Raw genomic sequence first — 23,276 nt, 5'->3', positions numbered from 1 at the left:
CTTATGTGGTGGCTTTCTGGAAATTTACCGCACTCCGGCTCGGGATCGTCGTCCTGGTCTTCATCCTCGGACTCTTCCTGCAACTTGGCATCGTGTACTCAGCGATCGTTGCCGTCGTCATCGCCTGGTGCGTGACGTACCTGTTCTTCCGCAAGATGCGGGACGCGGCGTCGGCGAGCCTGCAATACCGCTTCTCCGGAAAGGCCGCGCCGCTTCGCACTTCGACGGAGATTTCGGACGCGATGGCCGAGGACGAAGCGGTCGACCGCCACGGCCAGCTGGGCGTGGACGCGGACCGCAAGCCGCGGCCGACGAAGGACTGACCTCCGTCCCGCCGGCTAGACCAGCCGGGTCAGCACCATCCCGAGGGTGAACGCGGCGGCGAAGCACAGGCTGATGACACCGGTCTGCTTCAGCACCGGAATCATGTCCTGGCGCCGATGGCTGCGCAGCATGACCCACGAGGGCGTGATGCACAGCGGCGACACCAGCAGCACCAGCAGGATCCACGGGTGGTCGTTGATCAACAGCAGCGGCAGCAGCAGGGCAAGCGCCAGCATCATGACGTAGCTGATCCGCGCCGCCTCGTCGCCGAGCCGCACGGCGAGGGTCATCTTGCCCGCCTCCCGGTCGGTGGGGATGTCCCGAACGTTGTTGGCCATCAGCAGGGCACTGGCCAGCAGCCCGATCGAGACGGCGCCGAGGAACGAGCTCCAGCTGACGGTGAGGGCCTGCGTGTAGGTCGTGCCCATGGTGGCGACGAGGCCGAAGAACAGGAAGACGAAGACCTCGCCGAGACCGATGTAGCCGTAAGGGTTCTTGCCGCCGGTATACGCCCAGGCAGCGATCACGCAGCCCACCCCGACGAGCAGCAGCGGCCAGGTGCCGGACAGCATGATCAGCAGCAGCCCGGCCAGCATGGCCGCGCCGAAGCAGCCGAAGGCGGCGTACTTGACCGACTTGGGCGAGGCCAGGCCGGAGGCGGTCAGCCGCAGCGGTCCCACCCGCACGTCGTCGGTCCCGCGGATGCCGTCCGAGTAGTCGTTGGAGTAGTTGACGCCGATCTGGAAGAGCAGCGCGGTGAGCAGGGCCAGCAGCGCCCGCAGGGGGTGGAACGCCTCGAGGTCGTAGGCCGCGGCACTGCCCACGATCACGGGAGCGATGCCCATCGGGAGGGTGCGGAGGCGGGCGCCTTCAATCCATTGGCCGGCTGTTGCCACGGTTAGGTCCTTCTTGGTCTCGAAGCTCAGGGGGCGGCACGCGGCCGCAACGTTCTATTCTCCCGCACGCGGCGGCGGGCGCCGTCCAGCGGGCGCCACATTGGCCGCGTCCCGCAGCAGCTCGGCCACGGCCAGCCGGTCCGGCTTGCCGTTCTCCAGCAGCGGCAGCGCCTCCAGCGACACAATGTGGCGCGGGGTGGCCGGTCCGCCGAGTTCGCTGCGCACGCGGGCCCGGATCTCTTCCTCGGTAGCGGTACCGACGACGGCGGCGCCCACCTGGGTGCCCCATTCCGGGTTGTCGATTCCGGCGACCAGGGCCGCCCGCACCCCCGGCACGGCCTCGATGGCGGCGGCGACCGCGGCGGCCGACACCTTGACGCCCCCGGTGATGAGGACATCGTCCGCGCGCCCGCTGACCGCGAGGACGCCGTCGTGCACCGCACCGAGGTCCGAGGTGCGGAACCAGCGCGTCCCCTCGGCGCGGTGGAAGTGGGCGGCCGTCAGCCCCGGGTCGTCCAGGTAGCCGGCGGCAACCACATCGCCGCCGATCAGGATCCGGCCCCGCTCGAAGCCCAGGCGCACTCCCTCCAGCGGTACGCCGTCGTAAACGCAGCCGCCGCAGGTTTCGCTCATGCCGTAGGTCCGCACAATCTTGAGGGAATGCCGGGCGGCCTCGGCGCTTAGGCTATCCGGTAGCCGCGCGCCGCCGAGGAGGATCGCGTCAAACCTGCGCAGCGCCTTGACCGCGCCCTCCGAGGGGGACTCGAGCAGCCGGTGCAGCTGGGTCGGCACCAAGGACGTGATGCGGAAGCGCCCGGTCAGCCCCTCGGCGGCTTCCGTGAAGGCCTGCGGGGTGAACCCGCCCGACAGGTCCATCACCTCGGGCCGGGTCCCGGCGTGGATCGAGCGCGCCAGCACCTGCAGGCCGGCCACGTAGTTCGCTCCAAGCGCGAGGAGCCACTGCCCCTCCCCGCCCAGCCGCAGCGCGGTGGCGCGGGCGGACGCGGCCAGCGCTTCGGCGCCGAGCATCGTGGCCTTGGGCGTGCCCGTCGACCCCGAGGTGCGCACCACCGCCGCGGTTCCCGGGGCCAAACCGCCGGACAATACCGGGTTCGGCGTGCCGTCGGCCGTCAGCTCGACGGCCGGGCCCTGCCCCGTCATCGCCGCGGACAGGGCCCCCAGTGCTGCTGCCAGTTCCATTGGCGGCGCCTAGAAGTAGTAGGGGAAGCGGGACCAGTCCGGATCGCGCTTCTGCAGGAAGGCGTCCTTGCCCTCGACGGCTTCGTCCGTCATGTAGGCCAGCCGGGTCGCTTCTCCGGCAAAGACCTGCTGGCCGGCCAGGCCATCGTCGGCCAGGTTGAAGGCGAACTTGAGCATGCGGATGGCCTGCGGGGACTGCCGCGCGATGTCCGCGGCGTATTCCAGGGCGACTTCCTCGAGCCGCTCGTGGTCCACGGCCTCGTTGACGGCGCCCATCCGGACCATGTCCTCGGCCGAGTACTCGCGGGCCAGGAAGAAGATCTCGCGCGCGGCCTTCTGCCCGATCTGGCGGGCGAGCAGCGCCGAGCCGTAGCCCGCGTCGAAGCTGCCGACCGTGGCGTCCGTCTGCTTGAATTTCCCGTGCTGGCGGGACGCAATGGTCAGGTCGGAGACCACGTGCAGGCTGTGCCCTCCGCCGGCGGCCCAGCCGTTGACGACGGCGATGACCACCTTGGGCATCGTGCGCATCAACCGCTGGACTTCTAGGATGTGGAGCCGGCCGGCGCGGGCGGGGTCGATGGTCTCCTGGGTTTCCCCGTCTGTTCCCTGTATTACATACCTGTAGCCGTCGCGCCCCCGGATGCGCTGGTCTCCGCCGGAGCAGAAGGAGTGGCCGCCGTCCTTGGGGGAGGGGCCGTTGCCGGTGAGCAGGACGGTGGCTACGTCAGGGGTCATCCGGGCGTGGTCCATGGCCCGGTAGAGTTCGTCCACCGTTCCCGGCCGGAAGGCGTTGCGCACCTCCGGACGGTTGAAGGCGATCCGCACCGTCGGCAGGTCGCGGAGGACCCGGCCATCGGCGTCGCGCTCCACCTGGCGGTGGTAGGTCAGGTCCTGGAAGTCGAAGCCGGAGACCTCCCGCCACCGGGTTGGGTCGAACACGTCCGAGACCTTCGCGGGCAGGACGTCGGCTGATGCTGGTGCGGCATGATCTGAACTCACGCCCTCGAGTCTATCGCCGCCGGCCGGACAGGCCCCGGTCCCGCCGGTTCAGGAGATGCAGAACTCGTTGCCCTCTGGATCGGCCATCGTGTACCAGATGTGCGGGCCCTCCCGTCCGTCATGCAGGAACGTCGCCCCCCGCGCTTCGAGCCTCGCCCTGGCCTCGTCCTTGTCTTCGCCAGCAAGGTCCACATCCCAGTGCACGCGGTTCTTGGTCGTTTTGGGCTCCGGCACGGTCTGGAAGAGGATTCGCCGACGGCCGCGCTCGCCGGACTCGCTGGCCGGACAGATCGCGGCCCCGGGTTTCCAGACCCGGACACCGTTGTGGATGATCGTGTCCTCGTCGCTGGCGTAGCCTTTGGCGATCATGTCCGAGACGAACTCCTGGTCTGTCGGTTCCACGATCCACCCCAAGGTTTCCGCCCACCAGTCGGCCTGCTTATGCGGATCGGCGCTGTCCACCGCTACCTGGATGTTGAAGGTCATGCACCGACTCTAGGGATCCGCGGGCACCGGCAACAGGGGATCGGCGGACAGCTTTTGTCCTGTTTGCCCCATCTACTTGCCCACCGCGCCGTGGCCTTGCCCGCCCCGCCGCGGGGCATCCGCTACTGTGAGGGCAAGCAACGCCGCGATGAGGGGAGGCCGCCGATGACCTATGGGCTGGAACTGGACCGCTATATTGACGCGCCCGCCGACGTCGTGTGGGACGTGCTCACCGACATCGGCCGGTCCCCGACGACCCTCTCGGGAGTGACCGGCGTCGAAATCCTGACGCCGGGCACCTACCGCGAGGGCTTCCGCTGGCGGGAGACGCGCAGGATGCTGGGCAAGGAAGCCACCGAGGAAATGTGGGTCGCGGCCGTGGATGCTCCGGGTTCGACGACGGTCAAGGCGGCGTCCGGCGGCACCGACTACACGACGAGGTTCACGCTCACACCGGCAGGGGAGGGCACCCAGCTGCGGCTGTCCTTCGGAGCCGAGGCGCAGAATCCCGGCTGGAAGCATCGGCTGGCGATGGCGCTGTTCGGCAAGCTGGGGATGCACGCCGCCCGGAAGGCCATCAACCAGGACCTGTATGACATCGCCGCCGCGGCGGAGGCCCGGCGGGAGGCTTCGCATGAATGATGCCTTCCGGATCCATGTGAGCCTCGACAGCACTATCGACGGCGGGTCCCTGCTGCGGTTCCGTTGCCGGTTCGGCCAGAGCCTCTCACGCGTATGGCAGGCCCTGACGGTGGACGAGCAGCTCTCCGCCTGGTTCCCCTGCCGCGTCAGGCTCGAGGAACGCGCCGGCGGCCGGATCGAATTCCTGTTTCCCGGCGAGGAACCTGTCCACGGCGAGGTGCTGGAGTTCGAGTCCGAGAACCGGCTGGCCTTCACCTGGGATGAGGAAGTCCTGCGCTGGCAGCTGCATCCCGACGCTGAGGGATGCCGGCTCATGATGACCAACACGCTCCAGGACCCGCAGACCCGGGCCAAGGTCGCCGCCGGCTGGCACAGCTGCTTCGAACAGCTGGCGGCCATCCTCGCCGGCGAGGACTCGGAGCCGGTCCCGCAGACTCCCGTGCCCGAACTGGTGGCACTCTACGAGCGGACGCTGGGCTAGCCAACGGTCCTGGCGCGGCGGGCGCCCCGGCGCGGAATTATTGCGCCTCATGGATCGGCGCAGTTGACCGCCGCAACCCTGCGTGGGATTCTTTATAGAACGGTCGGTCGGTAATTTCTGCCCGGGCTGCTCCCGCGCGAACCGGCTGACGGAACCCACAGAACACAGACTCGAGGGACTTTCAATGGCTGAAGCATTCCTGATTGGCGGGGCCCGGACCCCGGTGGGCCGCTACGGAGGCGCTTTGTCCTCGGTCCGGCCGGATGACCTGGCCGCGCTGGTGGTCAAGGAAGCCGTCCAGCGCGCGGGCATCGATCCGGACGCGGTGGACGAAGTCATCTTCGGCAATGCCAACGGCGCCGGCGAGGAGAACCGCAACGTCGCGCGGATGGCCTGGCTGCTCGCCGGCTACGCGGACCAGGTACCCGGGATCACCGTGAACCGCCTGTGCGCCTCCGGCCTCAGCGCCATTATCATGGCCTCCCACATGATCAAGGCCGGAGCGGCGGACATCGTTGTCGCCGGCGGCGTGGAATCCATGAGCCGGGCGCCCTGGGTGCAGGAGAAGCCTGCCAAGGCCTTCGCCAAGCCGGGCGAGCAGTTCGACACGTCGATCGGCTGGCGCTTCGTGAACCACCACTTCACCCACGGCGACCTGTCGCGCGGCGGCAAGATGACGTACTCCATGCCGGAAACGGCCGAGGAAGTCGCCGAGGTCTACAACATTTCCCGCGAGGACGCGGACGCCTTTGCCGTGCAGTCGCACGAGCGCGCCATCGCTGCGATCGAGGGCGGCCGCCTCAAGGACGAGATCGTCCCCGTCGCGGTCCACGGACGCAAGGGCGCCACCACCATGGTGGAGACGGACGAGGGCCCCCGCGCGGGCACCAGCATGGAGGTCCTCGCAGGCCTGAAATCCATCATCAAGCCCGGCGGCGTCGTGACCGCCGGCAACTCAAGCTCGCTGAACGACGGCGCCTCCGCCATCGTCGTCGCCTCCGAGGCCGCGGTGCAGAAGTTCGGCCTTACCCCGCGGGCACGGGTTGTCGACGGCGCATCCGCCGGCGTCGCCCCCGAGATCATGGGCGTCGGGCCCGTCCCGGCCACCCGGAAGGTGCTGGAGCGCGCCGGCTGGAGCATCGACGACCTCGGCGCCGTCGAGTTGAACGAGGCCTTCGCCACCCAGTCGCTGGCGGTGCTGCGCGAGCTGAAGCTGGACCAGGGAATCGTGAACAACGACGGCGGCGCGATCGCTTTGGGCCATCCGCTGGGTTCCAGCGGCTCGCGTCTGGTGGTCACCCTGCTGGGCCGCATGGAGCGTGAGGACGCCCGCCGCGGCCTCGCCACGATGTGCGTTGGCGTTGGCCAGGGCACCTCGATGATCGTTGAGCGGGTCTGATGCTCTTCGCCTCCCACGAATTCAAGACGCTGCTGGTCGATGAGCGCGACGACCGCGTCCACCTGAAGCTGAACCGGCCCGAGGTCCGCAACGCGATCGACCAGGCCATGGTCGACGAGCTGCACGCAGCCTGCTCGGTCCTCGAGCGCGAGCCGCGGATCCTGATCATGTCCGGCACCGAAGTCAACGGCAAGGGCATCTTCGCCTCCGGGGCTGACATCGGGCAGCTGCGGGAGCGGCGCCGCGAGGACGCGCTTGCGGGCATCAACTCCACGATCTTCAACCGGATCGCGCAACTGCCCATGCCGGTCATCGCCGCGCTGGACGGCTTCGCACTGGGCGGCGGGGCCGAACTGGCCTACGCGGCCGACTTCCGCATCGCGACGGACACCGTCAAGATCGGCCAGCCGGAGACCAACCTCGGCATCATGGCGGCCGCCGGGGCGACCTGGCGGCTGAAGGAACTCGTGGGGGAGCCGCTGGCCAAGGAGATCCTGCTCGCCGGCCGGATCCTCAATGCCGAGGAGGCCCTGGCCGCCCGGCTGGTTACGGAGATCCATCCGGCCGGGCAGCTCATCGGCGCGGCCCACGCGTTGGCGGACCGGATCGGGGCCCAGGACCCTCTGGCCGTGCGCATCACCAAGAGTGTTTTCCATACCCCGCGCGAGGTCCATCCGGTGATCGACACGATCGCCCAGGGGATTCTGTTCGAATCCGAGGCGAAGTTCGACCGCATGCAGGCCTTCCTGGACAAGAAGAAAGACAAGAAGAAATGAACGCAGTGCAATCAGTGCCGGAAAAAGTCGGCGTGCTGGGCGGCGGGCGGATGGGAGCCGGCATCGCGCATGCCTTCCTGACCGCCGGTGCCAGCGTCGTCGTCGTTGAACGCGACGAGGACGCGGCCGAAGGCGCCCGCCGCCGCGTGACCGATGCGCTGCTCAAGAGCGTGGAGCGCGGCACCACCACGGAAACCATCGAGGGACTGACGAAGCGGCTGGCCGTTTCCGTCGACTACGCCGCTTTCGGCCCGTGCGGCCTTGTTGTCGAAGCCGTGCCGGAGGACTTCGAGCTGAAGTCGACGGCCCTGAAGGCCGTCGAGGGGCAGCTGGCGCCGACGGCGTGGCTGGCCACCAATACCTCGTCGCTGTCCATCGGCAAGCTCGCCGAACAGCTCCAGCGTCCGGGCAGCTTCTGCGGCCTGCACTTCTTCAACCCGGTCCCGGCCTCGCAGCTGGTCGAGGTCGTCCTGGCGCCGCAGACCTCTACGGAACTGGCCGCCGCTTCCAAGGGGTGGGTCGAAGCCCTGGGGAAGACCGCGGTCGTTGTCCACGATGCCCCCGGTTTTGCCTCCTCCCGCCTCGGCGTGGCCATCGCCCTGGAAGCCATGCGGATGGTGGAGGAAGGCGTGGCCTCCGCCGAGGACATCGACGCCGCCATGGTCCTCGGGTACAAGCATCCCGTCGGCCCGCTCAAGACCACGGACATCGTGGGCCTGGACATCCGGCTGGGCATCGCGGAGTACCTGCACACCACGCTGGGCGACCGTTTCGCCCCGCCGCAGATCCTGCGGGACAAGGTGGCCAAGGGCGAGCTCGGCCGCAAGACCGGCAAGGGCTTCTTCAGCTGGGACAGCTGACTAGCGGCTGAGGGACTTCACCTCGGCGGCCACGGCGGCGGCGTAGCCCTGGGCATAACCTTCGGCCGTGGGGTGGAAGTCCGTGCCGTCGGCCGCCGGGTAGGAGTCCAGGTTGATCCAGGGGTCCGGCGAACCGATCTCGTGGCCCTCGAAGTCGTCCACTACATCCACGTAAAGCGTGCGCGGCGATGTCCGGGTGGCCTGTTCAATGATGCCGTTGAGTTCGTCAACTCCGTCATTGAACACGGCGGCTGCGTCCGCGCTCATCACCGGCCCGGCGCCGCCGTCGGCGAACAAGTGCGGATACCCGATCGCGGCGATATCGGCACGAGGGGCGGCCCGGTGGATCAGCCGGTAGTCGGCGGCAAGCCGGGGTGCCACCTTGATGCGTGCCGTCACCACCGCCGCATCGACGGCAGCCCGGCAGAAAGTAACGGTGCCCAGGGCACAGGCCGCGATGATGCCTTCGTAATGGATGTCGTTGGCGCCGGCGGTGACGGTGACGAGCTCGGTCTGCTTGCCGAGGACCCCCAGCTCCCGTGCGGCCGACACCTGGTGCGGAACCTGGTTGCTGGTCGCGCCGGAGCACGCCGCGGTGGCCGCCGTGCCCACCGCGGGCAGCCGGGCCAGCGCCTCCGCATAGCCCGGCGCGGCGACCAGGCATTCGGTGCCCGACCCAAGGGGGCTCTCCTGCAGCGGACCGGCACCCACCCCGGCGGAGTAGGAATCGCCCAGCGCCACGAGGTCCATGGTTTTGGGCCCGGCGGCTGCGGGCGACGCCGCGGCTCCGGCCAGCGCGGCCGCCGACAGGGCCGCCAGCATGGCGGTACGGAGGGACTTGCCGGCGCGGTAATCCACTTCAGGAACCATGGCTACACGCTAGACGATCCTCTCCCCGGGCGGAATGGTTGTCTACGATGAATCCATGCCCTTGTTTGAACCGCTGTCCCTGGTCGGCAAGTACGTCCGGCTGCAGCCGCTGCGGATGAGCCACATGCCGGAGCTGGAGGACGCCGTCCGCGACGGAGAGCTGTGGAATCTCTGGTACACGCGGGTGCCCTCCCCGGAAACCATGGAGCTGGAGATCCGGCAGCGCCTCGAGAAGCAGGAGGAGGGCTCCATGCTGCCGTTCACCGTACGGCGCCTGGCCGACGACGTCGTACTGGGCATGACGACCTTCTGCAACATCGACGCCGCGACACCGCGGGTAGAGATCGGCTACACCTGGAACCGGGCCAGCACCCAGGGCACCGGGACCAACCCGGACAGCAAGCTGCTCCTCATGACGCATGCGTTTGAAACGCTGGGCTGCCGCGCCGTGGAGTTCCGCACGCACTGGATGAACCACCAGTCCCGCGCAGCGATCGAACGCCTCGGCGCCAAGCAGGACGGCGTGCTGCGCAACCACACCAAAATGCCGGATGGCACCCTGCGGGACACCGTGGTCTACTCCGTGCTGGACAGTGAATGGCCGATAGTCCGGCGCGGGCTGCACGCGCGGCTGGAGAAGGTCGGTCCGTCCGGTACGCCGCGGGCCGGCGTCGGGAGCCGGGCCTGATGGGCGCCGGGCCGGACTCGATCAATCGGGTGCACTGGGAAGGGGCGGTCAACGCCCGCCGGATCGCCGGGGACATCTACGGCATGGGCCGCGCCGAATGGCTGACCGAGGCGGGCTGGCGGCAAATGTACGACGACGGCGTGCGCACCATCGTCGATCTGCGCAACGACGGCGAGCGGTCGCGCCGCGAGACGGATCCGGACGTGCCGCCGGAGGCCCGTTCGCTCTTCACGCTGCTGAACTGCCCCACGGAGGAGCCCGACCACGAGGAGTTCCGCCGGCTGGCCGCACCGTACATGTCGCATCCGCGGCAGTATCCGGACAACCTGCGCCTGTTCCCCGGCAATATCGTCGCCATTGCGCGGGTCCTGGCGGAGGCCGAGGGGGCCGTCGTCGTCCACTGCTCCGCCGGCCGGGACCGGACCGGGCTGGTCGCCACGCTGCTCCTGCAGCTGCGTGGAGAGTCCGCGGAAACGATCGCGGACCACTATGAGTTCGGCCTTCGCGGCATCAACGAATGGCACCGGATCAGCCCGTACCGCCACCCGGTGGAGCGCTACATCTCGGGCCCGGACCTGGCCGCCAAGGTGGAGGAGACCCGCGGCGCGCTGGTGGAGCTGGTCGCGGAGCTGGACGCCGAGCGCTACCTCACTGAGCACGGCCTGGGACAGGACGAGCTCGAGCGGCTCCGCCGCCGGCTGCAGTGACCTTCCCCCCTTTCTTCATGTAGGCTAGACACGTTACCGAACGACCGTTCAGTTTGTTTATGACTTCCGTCGGATGCCGGCCAGCTCCGCGGGAGGGGAAAGGCAGTCAACGATGACCTCAACCACTGTTGGCCTTGATTTCGTACCGAGTTTTGTCCAGGACGCCTGGTGGACGCCGGATAGCGCAGCAACCGGAGCCGAGGTCCGCGACGCCAGCACGGGCGAGGCCCTGGCCCAGGTAAGCACCGAAGGGCTGGACCTCGCCGCCGTCGTTAAACACGGCCGGACCGTGGGCCAGACCGAACTGGGGAAGCTCACCTTCCACCAGCGCGCCCTGAAGCTGAAGGAGCTCGCCCAGTTCCTCAACGGCCACCGCGAGGCGCTGTACGAGATCTCGCACCGCTCCGGCGCCACGAAGGTCGACAACATGATCGACGTCGACGGCGGCATCGGCGTGCTCTTCACCTTCGGCTCCAAGGGACGCCGCGAGCTGCCCAACTCCCAGGTCGTCATCGACGGGCCGGCCGAGGTGCTGTCCAAGGACGGCTCGTTCATCGGCGAACACATCTACACCCGCATCCCCGGCGTCGCGGTGCAGATCAACGCCTTCAACTTCCCGGTCTGGGGCATGCTGGAGAAGTTCGCCCCGGCCTTCATCGCCGGCGTTCCGACCATCGTCAAGCCGGCGACACCCACCGGCTATGTCACCGCCGCCGCGGTCAAGCTGATCATCGAATCGAACATCCTGCCGGCCGGTTCGCTGCAGCTGATCTCCGGGTCGGCCCGCGACCTGCTGGACCACCTCGACTACCGCGATGCTGTGGCCTTCACCGGCTCCGCCGCGACCGCCAACAAGCTCAAGTCGCACCCGAACGTGGCCCGGGGCGGCATCCGCTTCACCGCCGAGGCCGACTCGCTCAACGCCGCGATCCTCGGGCCGGACGCGGTCCCGGGAACGCCCGAGTTCGATGCCTTCATCAAGTCCCTGGTCACGGAGATGACCAACAAGGCCGGCCAGAAGTGCACCTCCATCCGCCGCACCATCGTGCCAAAGGACCGGGTCCAGGACGTGGTCGCCGCCGTCCAGGCGCGCATCGACGAACGCATTGTCGTCGGCGATCCGCGCGCCGAGGGCGTGACCATGGGTGCGCTCGCTTCACTGGAGCAGCTGGAGGATGTCCGCGCCGCGGTGCAGGACATGCTGGACGCGGGCGGCGAACTCGCTTACGGGTCGCTGGACGCGCCGAAGGTCACCCGCCAGGACGGCAGCGTGGGGGTGGCCGACGGCGGCGCGTTCATGTCCCCGGTCCTCCTCACCTGGGCGGACGCTGAGGCGGAGGCCGTGCACTCCCGCGAAGCCTTCGGCCCCGTTTCGTCCGTGATCGGCTACGAGGATATCGAGGACGCCATCCGGCTCGCGGCGATGGGCTCCGGCTCGCTGGTGGCCACTGTGGCGACCAATGATCCCGAAGCCGCCCGCCGGCTGGTGACCGGCATTGCCGCCCACCACGGCCGCGTGCTGGTCCTCAACCGCGAGGACGCCCGCACCTCGACCGGCCATGGTTCGCCCGTCCCGCACCTCGTTCACGGCGGCCCGGGCCGGGCCGGCGGCGGCGAGGAGCTCGGCGGCATCCGGTCCGTGCTGCACCACATGCAGCGCACGGCCATCCAGGGCTCGCCGAACATGCTGACCGCCATCACCGGCGTCTGGCACACCGGTGCGGACCGCAACTTCGGCGACGTGCATCCGTTCCGGAAGAGCCTGGCCGAACTGAAGATCGGCGACGCCATCCGCTCCGACCTGCGCCAGGTCACGCTGGAGGACATCACCGAGTTCGCCAACTCCACGGGGGACACCTTCTACGCGCACACCAACCAGGCCGCGGCGGAAGCCAATCCGTTCTTCCCGGGCATCGTGGCGCACGGCTACCTGCTGCTGGCCTGGGGTGCAGGCCTCTTCGTCGAGCCGGCCCCGGGGCCGGTGCTGGCCAACTACGGCCTCGACAACGGGCGCTTCGTGACCCCGGTGGCCGCGGGAGACTCCATCCGCGTCACACTGACCGCGAAGAAGATCACTCCGCGGGAGACCGACGAGTACGGCGAGGTGGCCTGGGACGCGGTGCTGACCAACCAGAACGACGAGATCGTGGCCACCTATGATGTGCTGACGCTGGTCGAGAAGTAGGCCGGTTTACCGGCTGGCCGCAGAGGCTAACTGGCGCGGACGGTCCTGGGCTTCCAGGGCCGTCCGCCATTTAACCAGTCCCAGTACGTACAGCCCGACCGCCGCGGCGGCATACACCACGGCGATGCGCGGCGTGCCCGCTGCGGTGGCATTTCCAAGGTTGAGCAGACCGAAGGCCACGCCCGCGGTCCAGGCATCCGCGATGCCGTGGGCCAGGCCAAGGTAGACCACCAGCGGCAGGGCCGACAGTACGGCGCTGAGGATAAGTTCGGGGCCGATGACGGCCAACAGCTCGAGCCCGGAGAACCCCTTGATCAGGGCGAAGAGGACGAGCAGTCCGGCGCCGATTCCCCATTCTTCCGGGGTGGCGCGCCGGAGCGGCAGGACGCCTTCGTTGCCGGCCCGGTCATGCTGCCAGCGCAGGAAACCGTAGACGCAGACCGCGGGCAGCAAGAGGTCGCCGAAGCCCAGCTGCACCGGCCCCGAGGCGAAGCTCAGGGCCAGGAAGAGCAGGAATCCGGCGGCCGGCGGCAGCCAGGCCCAGCGGTTCCGGAAAGCGAACAGCGCGAGGCCCGCGATGGTGAGCACTGAGACAACGACCGTCAGCCATAGCAGCGGATCGGTACCCCCGGAAAAGTCCCCAAACCATTCCATGACGTCCCCCTGACGTGAAGTGGTTGATGCAAGGCTAGCAGTCGGTCCGGCGCGGCGGACAGGGGGAGGGGAGGTAAGGGCTCTGCGAAGCGGGAAATACCTAGGCGATGATGCGGGCCGCCGCAGGCAGGTGCAGTCCGTCGAAAATCATCGAGATCAGGTCGTCAGCGAGCTTCTTGCCCGTGAGCTTGCCGCCCGGTTTGTACCATTCCACGATCGAGTTGATCGTGCCGAAGAGCAGCCGGGTGGTGGTGCGCGGGTCGATGTCGCCGCGCAGGCTGCCTTCTGCGCGCGCCGCGTCGACCAGGCCCGCGACCTTGTGGTCGAACTGCCGGCGGCGTTCAAGGGCGCTGCGCTCGATCTCCGTGTTGCCGCGCAGGCGCAGCAGCAGGGTGACGTACGGCAGCTTGCTGGTCAGGACCTCGACGGTCCGGCGGACCACGTACTCCAGCCGGTCGTCCGCCCGGCCGGAGGAGGCGCCGGGCTCGTCCAGAATCGCTTCCAGCGAGCCCAGCGCTTCCTCCAAGGCGAGCCTGAGGAGGTCGCCCTTGGACGGAACGTGGTGGTAGATAGCGCTCTTGGAAATGCCAAGGTTCTCCGCGAGGATGCCCATGGAGGTGGCCTCGTAGCCATGCTTGTTGAAGACTTCGACCGCAACATTGAGCACCGACTGCTGATCGTAGCCCGGTCGTCCCCGACGGGCCGGTTCCTGGCCGTTCATCTTCACCATGGTCTTAATCTTTCCAGAGCGTTCTTGCTTGGGCGGGCAAACTATCCGTTGAGGTTGCGCAAATCATAGATCCGGCGCAGCTTGCCGCTGGAACGGGCCAGGCTGCCCGGCTCGGCGATGTCGATCCGGCAGCTGGAGCCGACATGGATCTTGATCTGCTTCTGCAGGTCCTTCGCGGCGGCGGCGGCCGTTTCGGCGGAGCAGTCCTCCCGGCGTTCGATCTTCACCGTCAGCTCGTCCATCCGGTTGGGCCGGCTGATCTCCAGGATGAAGTGCGGACTCAGGCCGGGGATCCGCAGGGCGATTTCCTCGATCTGGGTGGGGAAGAGGTTCACGCCGCGCAGGATGATCATGTCGTCGCTGCGGCCGGTGATGCGCCCGATGCGGCGCATGTTCGGCCGGCCGGTGCCAGGCAGCAGGCGGGTCAGGTCATGGGTGCGGTACCGGATGACCGGCATGGCTTCCTTGGTCAGTGAGGTGAAGACCAGCTCGCCGTGTTCGCCGTCGCGCATGACCTCGTCGGTCAGCGGGTCGATGATCTCGGGGCGGAAGTGGTCCTCCCAGATCGTCGAGCCGTCCTTGTAGTCGATGCATTCGCCGGCGACGCCCGGGCCCATGACCTCGGACAGGCCATAGATATCGCAGGCGTCGATGTCCAGCTTGCTTTCGAGCTCGTGCCGCATCTCCTCGGTCCACGGCTCGGCGCCGAGGACGGCAACCTTCAGCGAGGTCTTGGCCGGATCGATTCCGGACTTTTCCATGGCGTCGACGATGGTCAGCAGGTACGTCGGCGTGCAGAGGATAGCGTCCGGCTCGAAGTCCTGGATGAGTTGGATCTGCTTCTCGGTCTGGCCGCCGGACATCGGAATCACGGTGCAGCCGAGCCGCTCCGCGCCGTAGTGGGCGCCGAGGCCGCCGGTGAACAGGCCGTAGCCGTAGGCGTTGTGGACTTTCCAGCCACGCTTGACGCCGGAGGCCTTCAGGGAGCGCGCGAAGAGGGTCTCCCAGCGCTCCAGATCGCCCTTGGTATAGCCGACGACGGTGGCCCGCCCGGTGGTGCCGGAGGACGCATGGATCCGCGCGACCTCGTTCTGCGGGACGGCGAACATGCCGAACGGGTAGGCCTGGCGCAGGTCTTCCTTGTCGGTGTACGGGAAGTTCTTGAGGTCGGCCAGCTCCTTCAGGTCCTCGGGCCGGATTCCGGCGTCGTCGAACTTCTTCCTGTACATCGGCACGCGCTCATACGCGTACGCCACGGTGTGCTTCAGTCGGCTGAGCTGCAGGGCCTCGATCTCGTCGCGGCTCATCAGCTCTTCGGGATCCAGGGTCTCGGGCTCGGCTGGAGTGGACTTGCGGGCTTTCGTTCCCGTGGTGATGGTCATTGAACGGTCCTTGCTAGTCATTGCGGGCAGCGGGATTGGGGATGGTGCGGGAGCGGCCGCGCAGTTCGGCGATGATCTCTTCGCCGCCGTCTGGCGTCTCCTGCGTGACTCGGATGTCGAAGAGGCCACTGCGGCCGGCCTGGCTGACCAGGGTGGCGCTGGCGGTGAGGTTCCGTCCGGCATGGCCGGGATTCATGAAGTTGACGTCGACGCCGGACGCTACCGTGACGGTGCTTCCGTCGCCGCGGGGGTCGTTGCAGGCGAGGGCGAAGGCCACGTCGGCGAAAGCGAACACCATGCCGCCCTGTGCAATGCCGAACCCGTTGAGCATCTCTTCGCGCACTTGCATACGGATCAGCACGTTGCCGAACTCCGCCTTGAGAACCTCCACGCCCAGCCACTCGGCGGCACGATCGTTCACGAAGGCAGGGTGGACCGGTGGATTCCCGGAGTCGGGGGACCCGGCAGGGGCGTGTCCGGTCACCGGACCGACCTCAATGTCCGTCATGTGAGCCCTCTCAGTGGTATTTACCGAATGTTCATTAGGTAATCCTGATTTGTGATTCAAGTCAAGTCCGGCTTGGCCGGCCGCGGAACGGACGACGGCGCCGCGCATTGCCGCGCGGCGCCGTCGTACGTCCCCTCCCCGGGCCGCGGCTACAGCAGTTCCCGGGCTCCCACTGCGTCGAGCACGAAAGCGTAGTCCCAGGCCCGGTCCTTCCAGCCCTCGTAGCGGCCGGAGGCCCCGCCGTGGCCGGCGGCCATCTCGATCTTGAGCACAATCGGCTCGGTCCCGGTGCTGGCATCGCGCAGCTTGGCGACCCACTTGGCCGGTTCCACGTACAGCACGCGCGTGTCGTTGAAGCTGGTCACGGCCGCGATGCGCGGGTAGTTGGCCGGCCGGACGTTTTCGTAGGGGGAGTAGGACTTCATGTAGGCGTAGACCTCCGCGTCCTTGATCGGGTTGCCCCACTCTTCCCATTCCAGCGCGGAGAGGGGCAGATCGGGATCGAGGATAGAGGTCAGTGCGTCGACGAACGGGACCTGCGCGAGGATGGCCGCGTATTTCTCCGGCGCCAGGTTGGCCACGGCCCCCATCAGCAGGCCGCCGGCCGAGCCGCCCATCGCGGCGATCCGTGCCGGGTCCGCCCAGCCCGAGGCGGCCAGCCAGTCGGTGGCAGCGACGAAGTCCGTGAAGGTGTTCTTCTTCTGCAGCTTCTTGCCGTCGTCGTACCACTTCCGGCCGACTTCGCCGCCGCCGCGCACGTGGGCCACGACGTACACCACGCCGCGGTCCAGCAGCGAGAGCCGGGCGGTGTTGAAGCCCGGATCCATGCTGACCTCGTAGCTGCCGTAGCCGTAGACGAGGCCCGGGTTCGTGCCGTCGCGCTCCACGCTGGCCTTGCGCAGGACGGAGAGCGGGATCCGGGCTCCGTCGCCGGCAGTGGCCCAGGCGCGTTCGGCGACGTAGTCAGAGGGGTCGTAGCCGCCCAGCACCGGTGTCTCCTTGCGCAGGAAGAGCCTGCCGGTGGCGAGCTCGTAGTCGTAGATCCGCGGCGGCGTGAAGTAGGAGGTGTAGGTCAGCCGGATGAGCGGCGCCTCGTAGTCCGAGCCTCCCATGCCGGCCGTGTAGAGCTCCTCATCGAAGTCCGGTTCCGCCGCCGGGGCCTGCGCGGGAGTGCCCAGCCCTTCCAGCGGAATGACCTGGACGCGCTCGATCGTGTCCTTGCGGACCGACAGCACGGCGTGCGAGGCCGTGACGCCGGCGCCGTTGACCCGGACGGCGTTGTCGTGCGGCAGCACGGTAGCCCAGCGCTGATCCGCCAGGGGCTTGCCGAATTCGGCGAGGTCCACCAGCGAGACCATCGAGTTGACCGCGTCCTTGTTGTGCGTGAGCAGCACCTTCTGCACCCCGTCCAGCACGAAGGGCTCGGCGTCGTAGAGCAGCCGCTCGCTGCGCGGGACCAGCACCTGCAGCCCCGCGTCCGGATGCTCGAAGTCCAGCAGTCGCGTTTCGCTGTACTCGGAGCAGCCGATACCCACCACCAGGTGCCGGCGATCGGCGGAGAGGTCGAATCCCGTCCACATGGCCGGATCGTCCTCCTGGTAAATAACGACGTCGTCAGTCACCTCGGTGCCGAGCGTGTGGGCCTTGATCTGGTACGGCCGCCAGGAGTCATCCACGACGGTGTAGAAGACCCGGCTCCCGTCGGGCGAGAAGGCCAGGGAATAGAAGACGTTTTCCACCACGTCCGGCAGGAGTTCGCCGGTCCGCAGGTCCTTGATCCGCAGGGTGAACCGCTCGTCGCCGGCGTTGTCCTCCGCGTAGGCGTAGAGGTGGCCGTCCTTGGTGACGGCTGCGCCGCCGAGGGAGAAGAAGGGCTTGCCCTCGGCCTCCGCATTGCCGTCCAGCAGGATCTGCTCGCCCGGCACCGGCGTCCCCGGCTCCACCGCGGGAGGCGTCCAGTCCGCGGCCGCGTCGCCGGTGTCCGACGCCTTGGTGCGGCACTGGATGCCGTACTGCTTGCCCTCCTCCATCCGGCCGTAGTACCACCAGCCGTCCTTGCGGACCGGCACGGAGAGATCCGTCTCCTGCGTGCGCTTCTTGATCTCGTTGAAGATCGCGTCGCGCAGCGGCTGCTGGCCTGCGGTTACGGCGTTGGTGTAGGTGTTCTCGGCTTCGAGGTGGGCCACTACCTCCGGGTTGTCCTTCTCGCGGAGCCACTCATAGTCGTCGACGAAGACGTCGCCGTGGTGCTGGCGCTGGACGGGAACCTTGCGGGCCTGCGGCGGCACGGTACCCGGGGCGGCGGGAGGGGCGGTTTCGGCGGGGATGTGCGTCATGGCACCAATATATAGACGCCTACCCGCCGGCCAGCACGGCGATCGCGACCAGCGGAACGGCGCCGACGACCATGATCCAGTTGCCCAGAGTGCCGAGAATGCCGGAGAGGCGCCCGCCGGCGGCTTTGCCGCTGACCGGATCGACGACCTCGTCGGGCCGGTTGCTGCTCTGCCATTGGCTCCAGCAGGCGGCACCGACCAGCAGTACGGTCCCGCTGATGGCCAGCGGCAGGGCCGGGAGCGAAACGACGGGGCGGTCCGGCAGGAGGAAGGCCAGCGCGGCCGTCCCGACGCTGATGCCGAGGCCAACGAGCATGCTGTGCAGGAGTTTGGCGCGGGCGATGACCGAAATACTGGCCGCCAGCACCCACGCTGCCGTCGCCGCGAATGCAGCGAGGAGGATGTCCGACGCCGTGAAGTCCACCGCCCTGCCGCCGGCGAGCGGACCCGCGGCGTCGACCAGGATCAGCAGGCCGAGGAGGCCCAGGAGGTTGACGGCGATGAGGACACCGAAGCCGGCCGGTGCGGCCTGGTCCAGGCCAAGGTCGCGGGCGTAGTCGGCGGGCTCGCCGAAGGCCTGGTGCGGGGTCTCGCCCGTGTCCGCCAGATGGCCCCTGACCGTCGCCACGGCATCGCCTATCGTGGCGCCGGGGACATTGCGCAGGCGCAACTCCAGTACCAGTTGGTCCAGCCATACCTGCCGGTCTTTGGTCTCGCTCATGGGGTCTCCTCGGGTGCCGCGCTGCTGTTGTCCAAGTGATCCGAAATGGTGCGGCTGAAGTGCCGCCAGCTCTGCTGCAGGCGGGCGAGTTCTTCCGTGCCCGCCGGGGTGATGCGGAAGTACTTGCGGCCCGGACCCCGTTCGCCGGCCTTCCATTCGGTGGTGACGAACCCGGCGGTCTCCAGCCGCGTCAGCAGCGGATACAGGGTGCCGCCCTTGACGGTGCCGAGCCCCGCCGCCTCGAGGGCGGAGGCGATTGCGTAGCCGTAGGTCGGCCCCGGTTCCAGCGACTTCAGGACGCACAAGCCCAGCACGCCCCGCATCCACTCGGCGGGCCATGCGTCGTTCAGCATGGCTATATCGTGGCACGAACTAGTAAGGCTGTCTATCTAGTCGGAGCAAGGAGTTCCCTGCCATCGCGCAAACGTCTTGACGGTGCGTGGGCGACGCTATATTCTGAACGAACGGTCGGTAAATATTTGCGCCCAGACTTTCCCCATAGTGAGGTGACACCAATGGCAGTGCAGACGCAAGCAACGCTGCAGGCTGTTCCGTCGGCAGAAGACGCAGCAGGGCAGGCCTACTTCGACAAGATCATCGCCGAGGACTCCCGGATCGAACCGGCGGACTGGATGCCGGAAAAGTACCGCAAGACGCTGGTCCGCCAGATGTCGCAGCATGCCCATTCGGAGATCATCGGCATGCAGCCGGAGGCGAACTGGATCACCCGTGCGCCCTCGCTGAAACGCAAGGCCATCCTGATGGCCAAGGTTCAGGACGAGGCCGGACACGGTCTCTACCTCTACTCGGCGACGGAAACGCTGGGCACTCCGCGCGATGTGCTCAACCAGCAGCTGCTGGACGGCAAGGCCAAGTACTCGTCGATCTTCAACTACCCGGCCAACAGCTGGGCGGACATGGGCGCCATCGGTTGGCTCGTGGACGGCGCGGCCATCGCCAACCAGGTGCCGCTCTGCCGCGCATCGTATGGTCCCTACGGCCGTGCCATGGTGCGCATCTGCAAGGAAGAGTCGTTCCACCAGCGGCAGGGCTTCGAGATTTTGCTGGAGCTGTCCAACGGCACCCCCGCCCAGAAGCAGATGGCCCAGGATGCGGTCAACCGCTTCTATGCGCCGGCGCTGATGATGTTCGGCCCGACGGATACCGACTCGCCCAACTCGCAGCAGTCCATGGCCTGGAACATCAAGCGCTTCTCCAACGACGAGCTGCGCTCGCGGTTCGTCGGCATGATCCAGGAGCAGGTCAAGGTCCTGGGCCTCACGCTGCCGGACGACAAGATCCGCTACAACGAAGAGACCGGCATGTGGGAGCACGGCGAGCTCAACTGGGACGAATTCCACGAAGTGCTCGCCGGCCGCGGCCCCTGCAACGCCCAGCGGATGGAACGCCGCCGCGAAGCACATGAGAACGGCGCGTGGGTGCGCGAAGCCGCCGCAGCCTACGCCGAGAAGAAGGCACAGAAAGCACAGGTGGCCTAGATGGCAACAGGAGACCAGACAGCAATGGCCAAGCCGGTCGAGACGGTGGAGACGCCCGCAGCGGAAGGCCACGGCAAGCAGACCTGGCCGCTGTGGGAAGTCTTTGTCCGCTCCTCCCGCGGGCTCTCCCACGTCCACGCAGGATCCCTGCACGCGCCCGACGCCGAGATGGCTGTGCGCAATGCCCGCGACCTGTACACCCGGCGGAACGAAGGCGTCTCGCTCTGGGTGGTCCCGGCGTCGGCCATTGTGGCCAGCGACCCGGACGCCAAGGACGAGTTCTTCGAGTCCCCCAAGGGCAAGGACTACCGGCACGCCACGTACTACACCAAGAGCGAAGGGGTGAAGCACCTGTGAGCGGAGAAAGCGCAACCCGGATCACCCCGGGCAACGCCTTCCGTCCCGAGGACGTCGCCGCGCAGGTGGCGCAGGGCCTGGAGGTCGGCGAGGATGTGGCCGAATACGCGCTGCGCCTCGGCGACGACGCCCTCATCCTCGCGCAGCGGCTCGGCTGGTGGATCTCGCGGGCCCCGGAGCTGGAAGAAGACATCGCGCTGGGCAACATCGCGCTGGACCAGATCGGCCATGCCCGGTCGTTCCTGACCTACGCCGGCGCGGCCTGGGGCAAGAGTGAAGACGACCTGGCCTACTTCCGCGGCGAGGACGGCTTCCGCTCCAGCTTCCTGGTCGAGCAGCCCAACGGCGACTTCGGCAAGACCATCGCCCGCCAGTTGGTCATCTCGGTGTACCAGCACGAGCTCTACTCGCGTCTGGTCGACTCCGCGGATGCCACGCTGGCAGCCATCGCGGCCAAGGCGCTGAAGGAGGTGGATTACCACCGCGACCACGCCAGGCAGTGGACCCTGCGGCTCGGTGACGGCACGGAGGAATCGAACCGCCGCCTCACGGCCGGCCTGGTTTCGGTCTGGCCGTACGTCGATCAGCTGTTCCAGGACGACGAGCTGATCGAACGGCTTGGCGGCGTTGCGGTCCGTCCCTCGGAACTGCGCGAACCCTTCGACGCCTACGTTGCCGGGGTGCTCGCCGAGGCCGGCCTTGAAGTGCCGCAGGTGCCCCACGCCATGACCGACAAGTCCCGGCGCCGGCACAGCGAACACCTCGGCTACCTGCTCGCCGAGATGCAGGTGCTGGCCCGCGAACATCCGGGCGCTACCTGGTAACCGCCATGCCCACGAACACTGCAGTGCGTCCGGCCGACGTCGAGGCGGCCAAGGCCTGGGACATCGCCGCCACCGTGTGCGACCCGGAGATCCCGGTCATCAACATAGCGGAACTCGGTATCCTCCGCAGCGTCCGCACCCTCGCGGGGGAGTACGACGGCGCCGGTAATCCGGCGGTCGAAGTCACCATCACGCCCACCTATTCAGGGTGCCCCGCGATGGATGCCATTCGGGACGACGTCGTGGCGGCCCTCAAGGCGAAGGGCTACGGCGATGTTCGGGTCAAGCTGGTGCTGGCACCGGCCTGGACCACGGACTGGATGACGCCCGAGGGCAAGGCCAAGCTCAACGAGTACGGCATCGCGCCGCCCACCGGCCTGGCCGGGGTGCGGAGCGGACCCGTGAGCCTGGGCCTGAGCGTGAAGTGCCCGCTCTGCAATTCGCTGAACACCCGAGAACTGACCCGCTTCGGGTCGACCTCCTGCAAGGCGCTCTATCAATGCAATGAGTGCAAGGAACCTTTCGATTACTTCAAGGTGCTCTAGATGACTACTTCCATTCCCGAGGCCGACGCGGCCCGGAACCAGGCCGACGGCGCCGACACCGGCAAGCGCCGCGGCACCTTCCACCCGCTGGCGGTCGCCGAGGTCCGCCACCTCACCGACGAGGCCATCGAGGTCACCTTCGCCGTTCCCGACGAGCTGCAGGGCCAGTACGACTACGTGCCGGGCCAGTACGTGGCGCTGCGGACGCAGATGGAGGGCCAGGAGGTCCGCCGCAGCTACTCGATCTGCGCCGAGCCGCAGCCGGGCGAGATCCGCGTGGCCATCAAGCGCGACGTCGGCGGCCTGTTCTCCAACTGGGCCAACGACCATCTGAAGGCCGGCGACGTCCTGGACGTCATGAGCCCCACGGGCGCGTTCATTTCCAAGCACAAGATGACGGAGATGAACCATCCGGAGGCCATCGATACCGCCTCGGAGAATGTCTTCGTTGCCTTCGCGGCCGGGTCGGGCATCACCCCGGTCATCTCCATCGCGCGGACCGTGCTGGCCGCCGATTCCTCGGTCCGGTTCGACCTGGTCTACGCCAATAAGGCCGCCATGGACGTGATGTTCGTCGAGGAGTTGGCGGACCTGAAGGACAAGTACCCGTCCCGCTTCGCCCTGCACCACGTCCTCTCCCGCGAGCAGCGCATCTCGCCGCTGCTGTCCGGACGCATCGACGCCGAGAAGCTCACCAGCCTCTTCGACAACGTGCTGCGCACCGACGATGTGGACGAATGGTTCCTCTGCGGACCCTTCGAACTGGTCCAGCTCTGCCGCGACACCCTCGCGGCCCGCGGCGTTCCCGCCGAGAAGATCCGCTACGAACTCTTCACCACAGGCGAGCCGACCAAGCCGCAGGGCAACATCGGCCGCCCGGTCGAGGTGGATCCGAACGCGGACAACTTCGAAATCAACTTCCGCCTGGACGGACTCTCCGGCAAGGTGGCCAGCCCCAAGCACGCCCGCGAGTCCGTGCTGAACGCGGCGCTCCGGGTCCGTCCCGACGTGCCCTTCGCCTGCGCCGGCGGCGTCTGCGGTACCTGCCGGGCCAAGGTGGTTTCCGGAACGTTCGAAATGGAAGAGAACTACGCGCTGGAGCCGGAAGAGATCGAGCGCGGCTACGTCCTGACCTGCCAGACCCGACCCACCAGCGACGAGCTGTCGGTCGACTACGACGCCTGACCGGCCGCCTGCAAAGGAGAAC

The 23,276-nt window shown here is 67.9% G+C and carries 26 protein-coding genes; 14 read left to right on the top strand and 12 right to left on the bottom strand.

Features of this window, described 5'->3' with window-relative positions; all coding sequences use genetic code 11:
• The first annotated feature begins 8 nt into the window (after nt 1-8).
• A complete protein-coding gene (locus tag OC550_RS11720; RefSeq protein WP_262105946.1) occupies nt 9-323 on the top strand; it encodes a DUF4229 domain-containing protein in 315 nt (104 codons plus the stop codon).
• A 15-nt stretch (nt 324-338) separates the two neighbouring features.
• Here the strand turns inward: OC550_RS11720 and OC550_RS11715 are convergent, their stop codons facing one another.
• Genes OC550_RS11715 through OC550_RS11700 form a run of 4 tightly spaced genes read right to left on the bottom strand, consistent with a single transcriptional unit; the run spans nt 339 to nt 3,905 of the window.
• Nucleotides 339-1,220 carry a 1,4-dihydroxy-2-naphthoate polyprenyltransferase gene (locus OC550_RS11715; protein WP_262105945.1) on the bottom strand — a complete coding sequence of 294 codons (882 nt, stop codon included), beginning with the start codon at nt 1,218-1,220 and terminating at the stop codon, nt 339-341.
• Between the two features lie 54 nt (nt 1,221-1,274).
• The gene (locus tag OC550_RS11710) at nt 1,275-2,420 is read right to left on the bottom strand and encodes an AMP-binding protein (RefSeq protein ID WP_262105944.1); all 1,146 of its coding nucleotides are present in this window, start codon (nt 2,418-2,420) and stop codon (nt 1,275-1,277) included.
• Between the two features lie 9 nt (nt 2,421-2,429).
• On the bottom strand, nt 2,430-3,419 hold the full coding sequence (locus tag OC550_RS11705) for a 1,4-dihydroxy-2-naphthoyl-CoA synthase (protein WP_262105943.1): 990 nt from the start codon (nt 3,417-3,419) through the stop codon (nt 2,430-2,432).
• A 48-nt stretch (nt 3,420-3,467) separates the two neighbouring features.
• Nucleotides 3,468-3,905, bottom strand: a complete 438-nt coding sequence (locus tag OC550_RS11700; protein WP_262105942.1) for a VOC family protein — start codon at nt 3,903-3,905, stop codon at nt 3,468-3,470.
• A 165-nt stretch (nt 3,906-4,070) separates the two neighbouring features.
• Here OC550_RS11700 and OC550_RS11695 point away from each other — a divergent pair, with 165 nt between their 5' ends.
• From OC550_RS11695 to OC550_RS11675, 5 genes are all read left to right on the top strand, one after another.
• Nucleotides 4,071-4,547, top strand: a complete 477-nt coding sequence (locus OC550_RS11695) for an SRPBCC family protein (protein WP_262105941.1) — start codon at nt 4,071-4,073, stop codon at nt 4,545-4,547.
• On the top strand, nt 4,540-5,028 hold the full coding sequence (locus OC550_RS11690; RefSeq protein ID WP_262105940.1) for an SRPBCC family protein: 489 nt from the start codon (nt 4,540-4,542) through the stop codon (nt 5,026-5,028). The genes OC550_RS11695 and OC550_RS11690 overlap by 8 nt, the downstream gene beginning before the upstream one ends.
• A gap of 184 nt (nt 5,029-5,212) precedes the next feature.
• Nucleotides 5,213-6,427: an acetyl-CoA C-acyltransferase gene (locus OC550_RS11685; protein ID WP_262105939.1), complete on the top strand. Its 1,215-nt coding sequence runs from the start codon at nt 5,213-5,215 to the stop codon at nt 6,425-6,427.
• A complete protein-coding gene (locus tag OC550_RS11680; protein ID WP_262105938.1) occupies nt 6,427-7,203 on the top strand; it encodes an enoyl-CoA hydratase/isomerase family protein in 777 nt (258 codons plus the stop codon). Before OC550_RS11685 ends, OC550_RS11680 begins: the two co-directional genes overlap by 1 nt.
• Nucleotides 7,200-8,063 (top strand): 3-hydroxyacyl-CoA dehydrogenase family protein, encoded by an 864-nt coding sequence (locus OC550_RS11675; protein ID WP_262105937.1) that lies wholly within the window; start codon nt 7,200-7,202, stop codon nt 8,061-8,063. The genes OC550_RS11680 and OC550_RS11675 overlap by 4 nt, the downstream gene beginning before the upstream one ends.
• Here the strand turns inward: OC550_RS11675 and OC550_RS11670 are convergent, their stop codons facing one another.
• A complete protein-coding gene (locus OC550_RS11670) occupies nt 8,064-8,933 on the bottom strand; it encodes an SGNH/GDSL hydrolase family protein (RefSeq protein ID WP_262105936.1) in 870 nt (289 codons plus the stop codon).
• A gap of 55 nt (nt 8,934-8,988) precedes the next feature.
• Between OC550_RS11670 and OC550_RS11665 the strand changes: the two genes are divergently transcribed.
• From OC550_RS11665 to paaZ, 3 genes are all read left to right on the top strand, one after another.
• Nucleotides 8,989-9,621, top strand: a complete 633-nt coding sequence (locus OC550_RS11665) for a GNAT family N-acetyltransferase (RefSeq protein ID WP_262105935.1) — start codon at nt 8,989-8,991, stop codon at nt 9,619-9,621.
• Nucleotides 9,621-10,328, top strand: a complete 708-nt coding sequence (locus tag OC550_RS11660; protein ID WP_262105934.1) for a tyrosine-protein phosphatase — start codon at nt 9,621-9,623, stop codon at nt 10,326-10,328. Before OC550_RS11665 ends, OC550_RS11660 begins: the two co-directional genes overlap by 1 nt.
• A gap of 112 nt (nt 10,329-10,440) precedes the next feature.
• Nucleotides 10,441-12,513 carry a phenylacetic acid degradation bifunctional protein PaaZ gene (gene paaZ / locus OC550_RS11655; protein ID WP_262105933.1) on the top strand — a complete coding sequence of 691 codons (2,073 nt, stop codon included), beginning with the start codon at nt 10,441-10,443 and terminating at the stop codon, nt 12,511-12,513.
• Nucleotides 12,514-12,519: 6 nt separating this feature from the next.
• Here the strand turns inward: paaZ and OC550_RS11650 are convergent, their stop codons facing one another.
• The 7 genes from OC550_RS11650 to OC550_RS11620 form a co-directional block, all read right to left on the bottom strand.
• Nucleotides 12,520-13,167 (bottom strand): nicotinamide mononucleotide transporter, encoded by a 648-nt coding sequence (locus tag OC550_RS11650; RefSeq protein ID WP_262105932.1) that lies wholly within the window; start codon nt 13,165-13,167, stop codon nt 12,520-12,522.
• Nucleotides 13,168-13,267: 100 nt separating this feature from the next.
• Nucleotides 13,268-13,897 carry a TetR/AcrR family transcriptional regulator gene (locus tag OC550_RS11645; protein WP_262105931.1) on the bottom strand — a complete coding sequence of 210 codons (630 nt, stop codon included), beginning with the start codon at nt 13,895-13,897 and terminating at the stop codon, nt 13,268-13,270.
• 41 nt (nt 13,898-13,938) lie between these two features.
• Nucleotides 13,939-15,279: a phenylacetate--CoA ligase PaaK gene (gene paaK / locus OC550_RS11640; RefSeq protein WP_262105930.1), complete on the bottom strand. Its 1,341-nt coding sequence runs from the start codon at nt 15,277-15,279 to the stop codon at nt 13,939-13,941.
• Nucleotides 15,280-15,292: 13 nt separating this feature from the next.
• Nucleotides 15,293-15,700, bottom strand: coding sequence for a hotdog fold thioesterase (locus tag OC550_RS11635; protein WP_262105929.1), 408 nt, complete (start codon nt 15,698-15,700; stop codon nt 15,293-15,295).
• Nucleotides 15,701-15,936: 236 nt separating this feature from the next.
• Nucleotides 15,937-18,123, bottom strand: a complete 2,187-nt coding sequence (locus tag OC550_RS11630; protein WP_262105928.1) for a S9 family peptidase — start codon at nt 18,121-18,123, stop codon at nt 15,937-15,939.
• Nucleotides 18,124-18,142: 19 nt separating this feature from the next.
• The gene (locus tag OC550_RS11625; protein ID WP_262105927.1) at nt 18,143-18,844 is read right to left on the bottom strand and encodes a hypothetical protein; all 702 of its coding nucleotides are present in this window, start codon (nt 18,842-18,844) and stop codon (nt 18,143-18,145) included.
• Complete coding sequence (locus tag OC550_RS11620) at nt 18,841-19,197, bottom strand: PadR family transcriptional regulator (RefSeq protein ID WP_262105926.1); 357 nt, start codon at nt 19,195-19,197, stop codon at nt 18,841-18,843. Before OC550_RS11620 ends, OC550_RS11625 begins: the two co-directional genes overlap by 4 nt.
• 162 nt (nt 19,198-19,359) lie before the next feature.
• On the opposite strand from OC550_RS11620, the gene paaA reads away from it, so the two are divergent.
• Genes paaA through paaE form a run of 5 tightly spaced genes read left to right on the top strand, consistent with a single transcriptional unit; the run spans nt 19,360 to nt 23,254 of the window.
• The gene (gene paaA, locus OC550_RS11615) at nt 19,360-20,343 is read left to right on the top strand and encodes a 1,2-phenylacetyl-CoA epoxidase subunit PaaA (protein WP_262105925.1); all 984 of its coding nucleotides are present in this window, start codon (nt 19,360-19,362) and stop codon (nt 20,341-20,343) included.
• Nucleotides 20,344-20,367: 24 nt separating this feature from the next.
• Nucleotides 20,368-20,700, top strand: a complete 333-nt coding sequence (gene paaB, locus OC550_RS11610) for a 1,2-phenylacetyl-CoA epoxidase subunit PaaB (protein ID WP_262106331.1) — start codon at nt 20,368-20,370, stop codon at nt 20,698-20,700.
• Nucleotides 20,697-21,524: a 1,2-phenylacetyl-CoA epoxidase subunit PaaC gene (paaC, locus tag OC550_RS11605; RefSeq protein ID WP_262105924.1), complete on the top strand. Its 828-nt coding sequence runs from the start codon at nt 20,697-20,699 to the stop codon at nt 21,522-21,524. The genes paaB and paaC overlap by 4 nt, the downstream gene beginning before the upstream one ends.
• A 5-nt stretch (nt 21,525-21,529) precedes the next feature.
• The gene (gene paaD / locus OC550_RS11600; protein ID WP_262105923.1) at nt 21,530-22,069 is read left to right on the top strand and encodes a 1,2-phenylacetyl-CoA epoxidase subunit PaaD; all 540 of its coding nucleotides are present in this window, start codon (nt 21,530-21,532) and stop codon (nt 22,067-22,069) included.
• A complete protein-coding gene (gene paaE, locus OC550_RS11595; protein WP_262105922.1) occupies nt 22,070-23,254 on the top strand; it encodes a 1,2-phenylacetyl-CoA epoxidase subunit PaaE in 1,185 nt (394 codons plus the stop codon).
• Nucleotides 23,255-23,276 lie beyond the last annotated feature (22 nt).

Source organism: Arthrobacter sp. Marseille-P9274, assembly GCF_946892675.1.
GTDB lineage: Bacteria > Actinomycetota > Actinomycetes > Actinomycetales > Micrococcaceae > Crystallibacter.
Note: the sequence above shows the minus strand (reverse complement) of the source record. Positions and strands in the feature narration are given on the sequence as shown.

Bases quoted from the DNA above. Each gene is read 5' to 3' on its own strand.
- OC550_RS11710 (WP_262105944.1), bottom strand. From the start codon at position 2,420: ATGGAACTGGCAGCAGCACTGGGGGCCCTGTCCGCGGCGATGACGGGG.
- OC550_RS11700 (WP_262105942.1), bottom strand. From the start codon at position 3,905: ATGACCTTCAACATCCAGGTAGCGGTGGACAGCGCCGATCCGCATAAG.
- OC550_RS11695 (WP_262105941.1), top strand. From the start codon at position 4,071: ATGACCTATGGGCTGGAACTGGACCGCTATATTGACGCGCCCGCCGAC.
- OC550_RS11690 (WP_262105940.1), top strand. From the start codon at position 4,540: ATGAATGATGCCTTCCGGATCCATGTGAGCCTCGACAGCACTATCGAC.
- OC550_RS11685 (WP_262105939.1), top strand. From the start codon at position 5,213: ATGGCTGAAGCATTCCTGATTGGCGGGGCCCGGACCCCGGTGGGCCGC.
- OC550_RS11680 (WP_262105938.1), top strand. From the start codon at position 6,427: ATGCTCTTCGCCTCCCACGAATTCAAGACGCTGCTGGTCGATGAGCGC.
- OC550_RS11675 (WP_262105937.1), top strand. From the start codon at position 7,200: ATGAACGCAGTGCAATCAGTGCCGGAAAAAGTCGGCGTGCTGGGCGGC.
- OC550_RS11670 (WP_262105936.1), bottom strand. From the start codon at position 8,933: ATGGTTCCTGAAGTGGATTACCGCGCCGGCAAGTCCCTCCGTACCGCC.
- OC550_RS11665 (WP_262105935.1), top strand. From the start codon at position 8,989: ATGCCCTTGTTTGAACCGCTGTCCCTGGTCGGCAAGTACGTCCGGCTG.
- OC550_RS11660 (WP_262105934.1), top strand. From the start codon at position 9,621: ATGGGCGCCGGGCCGGACTCGATCAATCGGGTGCACTGGGAAGGGGCG.
- paaZ (WP_262105933.1), top strand. From the start codon at position 10,441: ATGACCTCAACCACTGTTGGCCTTGATTTCGTACCGAGTTTTGTCCAG.
- OC550_RS11650 (WP_262105932.1), bottom strand. From the start codon at position 13,167: ATGGAATGGTTTGGGGACTTTTCCGGGGGTACCGATCCGCTGCTATGG.
- OC550_RS11645 (WP_262105931.1), bottom strand. From the start codon at position 13,897: ATGGTGAAGATGAACGGCCAGGAACCGGCCCGTCGGGGACGACCGGGC.
- paaK (WP_262105930.1), bottom strand. From the start codon at position 15,279: ATGACCATCACCACGGGAACGAAAGCCCGCAAGTCCACTCCAGCCGAG.
- OC550_RS11630 (WP_262105928.1), bottom strand. From the start codon at position 18,123: ATGACGCACATCCCCGCCGAAACCGCCCCTCCCGCCGCCCCGGGTACC.
- OC550_RS11625 (WP_262105927.1), bottom strand. From the start codon at position 18,844: ATGAGCGAGACCAAAGACCGGCAGGTATGGCTGGACCAACTGGTACTG.
- OC550_RS11620 (WP_262105926.1), bottom strand. From the start codon at position 19,197: ATGCTGAACGACGCATGGCCCGCCGAGTGGATGCGGGGCGTGCTGGGC.
- paaA (WP_262105925.1), top strand. From the start codon at position 19,360: ATGGCAGTGCAGACGCAAGCAACGCTGCAGGCTGTTCCGTCGGCAGAA.
- paaB (WP_262106331.1), top strand. From the start codon at position 20,368: ATGGCCAAGCCGGTCGAGACGGTGGAGACGCCCGCAGCGGAAGGCCAC.
- paaD (WP_262105923.1), top strand. From the start codon at position 21,530: ATGCCCACGAACACTGCAGTGCGTCCGGCCGACGTCGAGGCGGCCAAG.
- paaE (WP_262105922.1), top strand. From the start codon at position 22,070: ATGACTACTTCCATTCCCGAGGCCGACGCGGCCCGGAACCAGGCCGAC.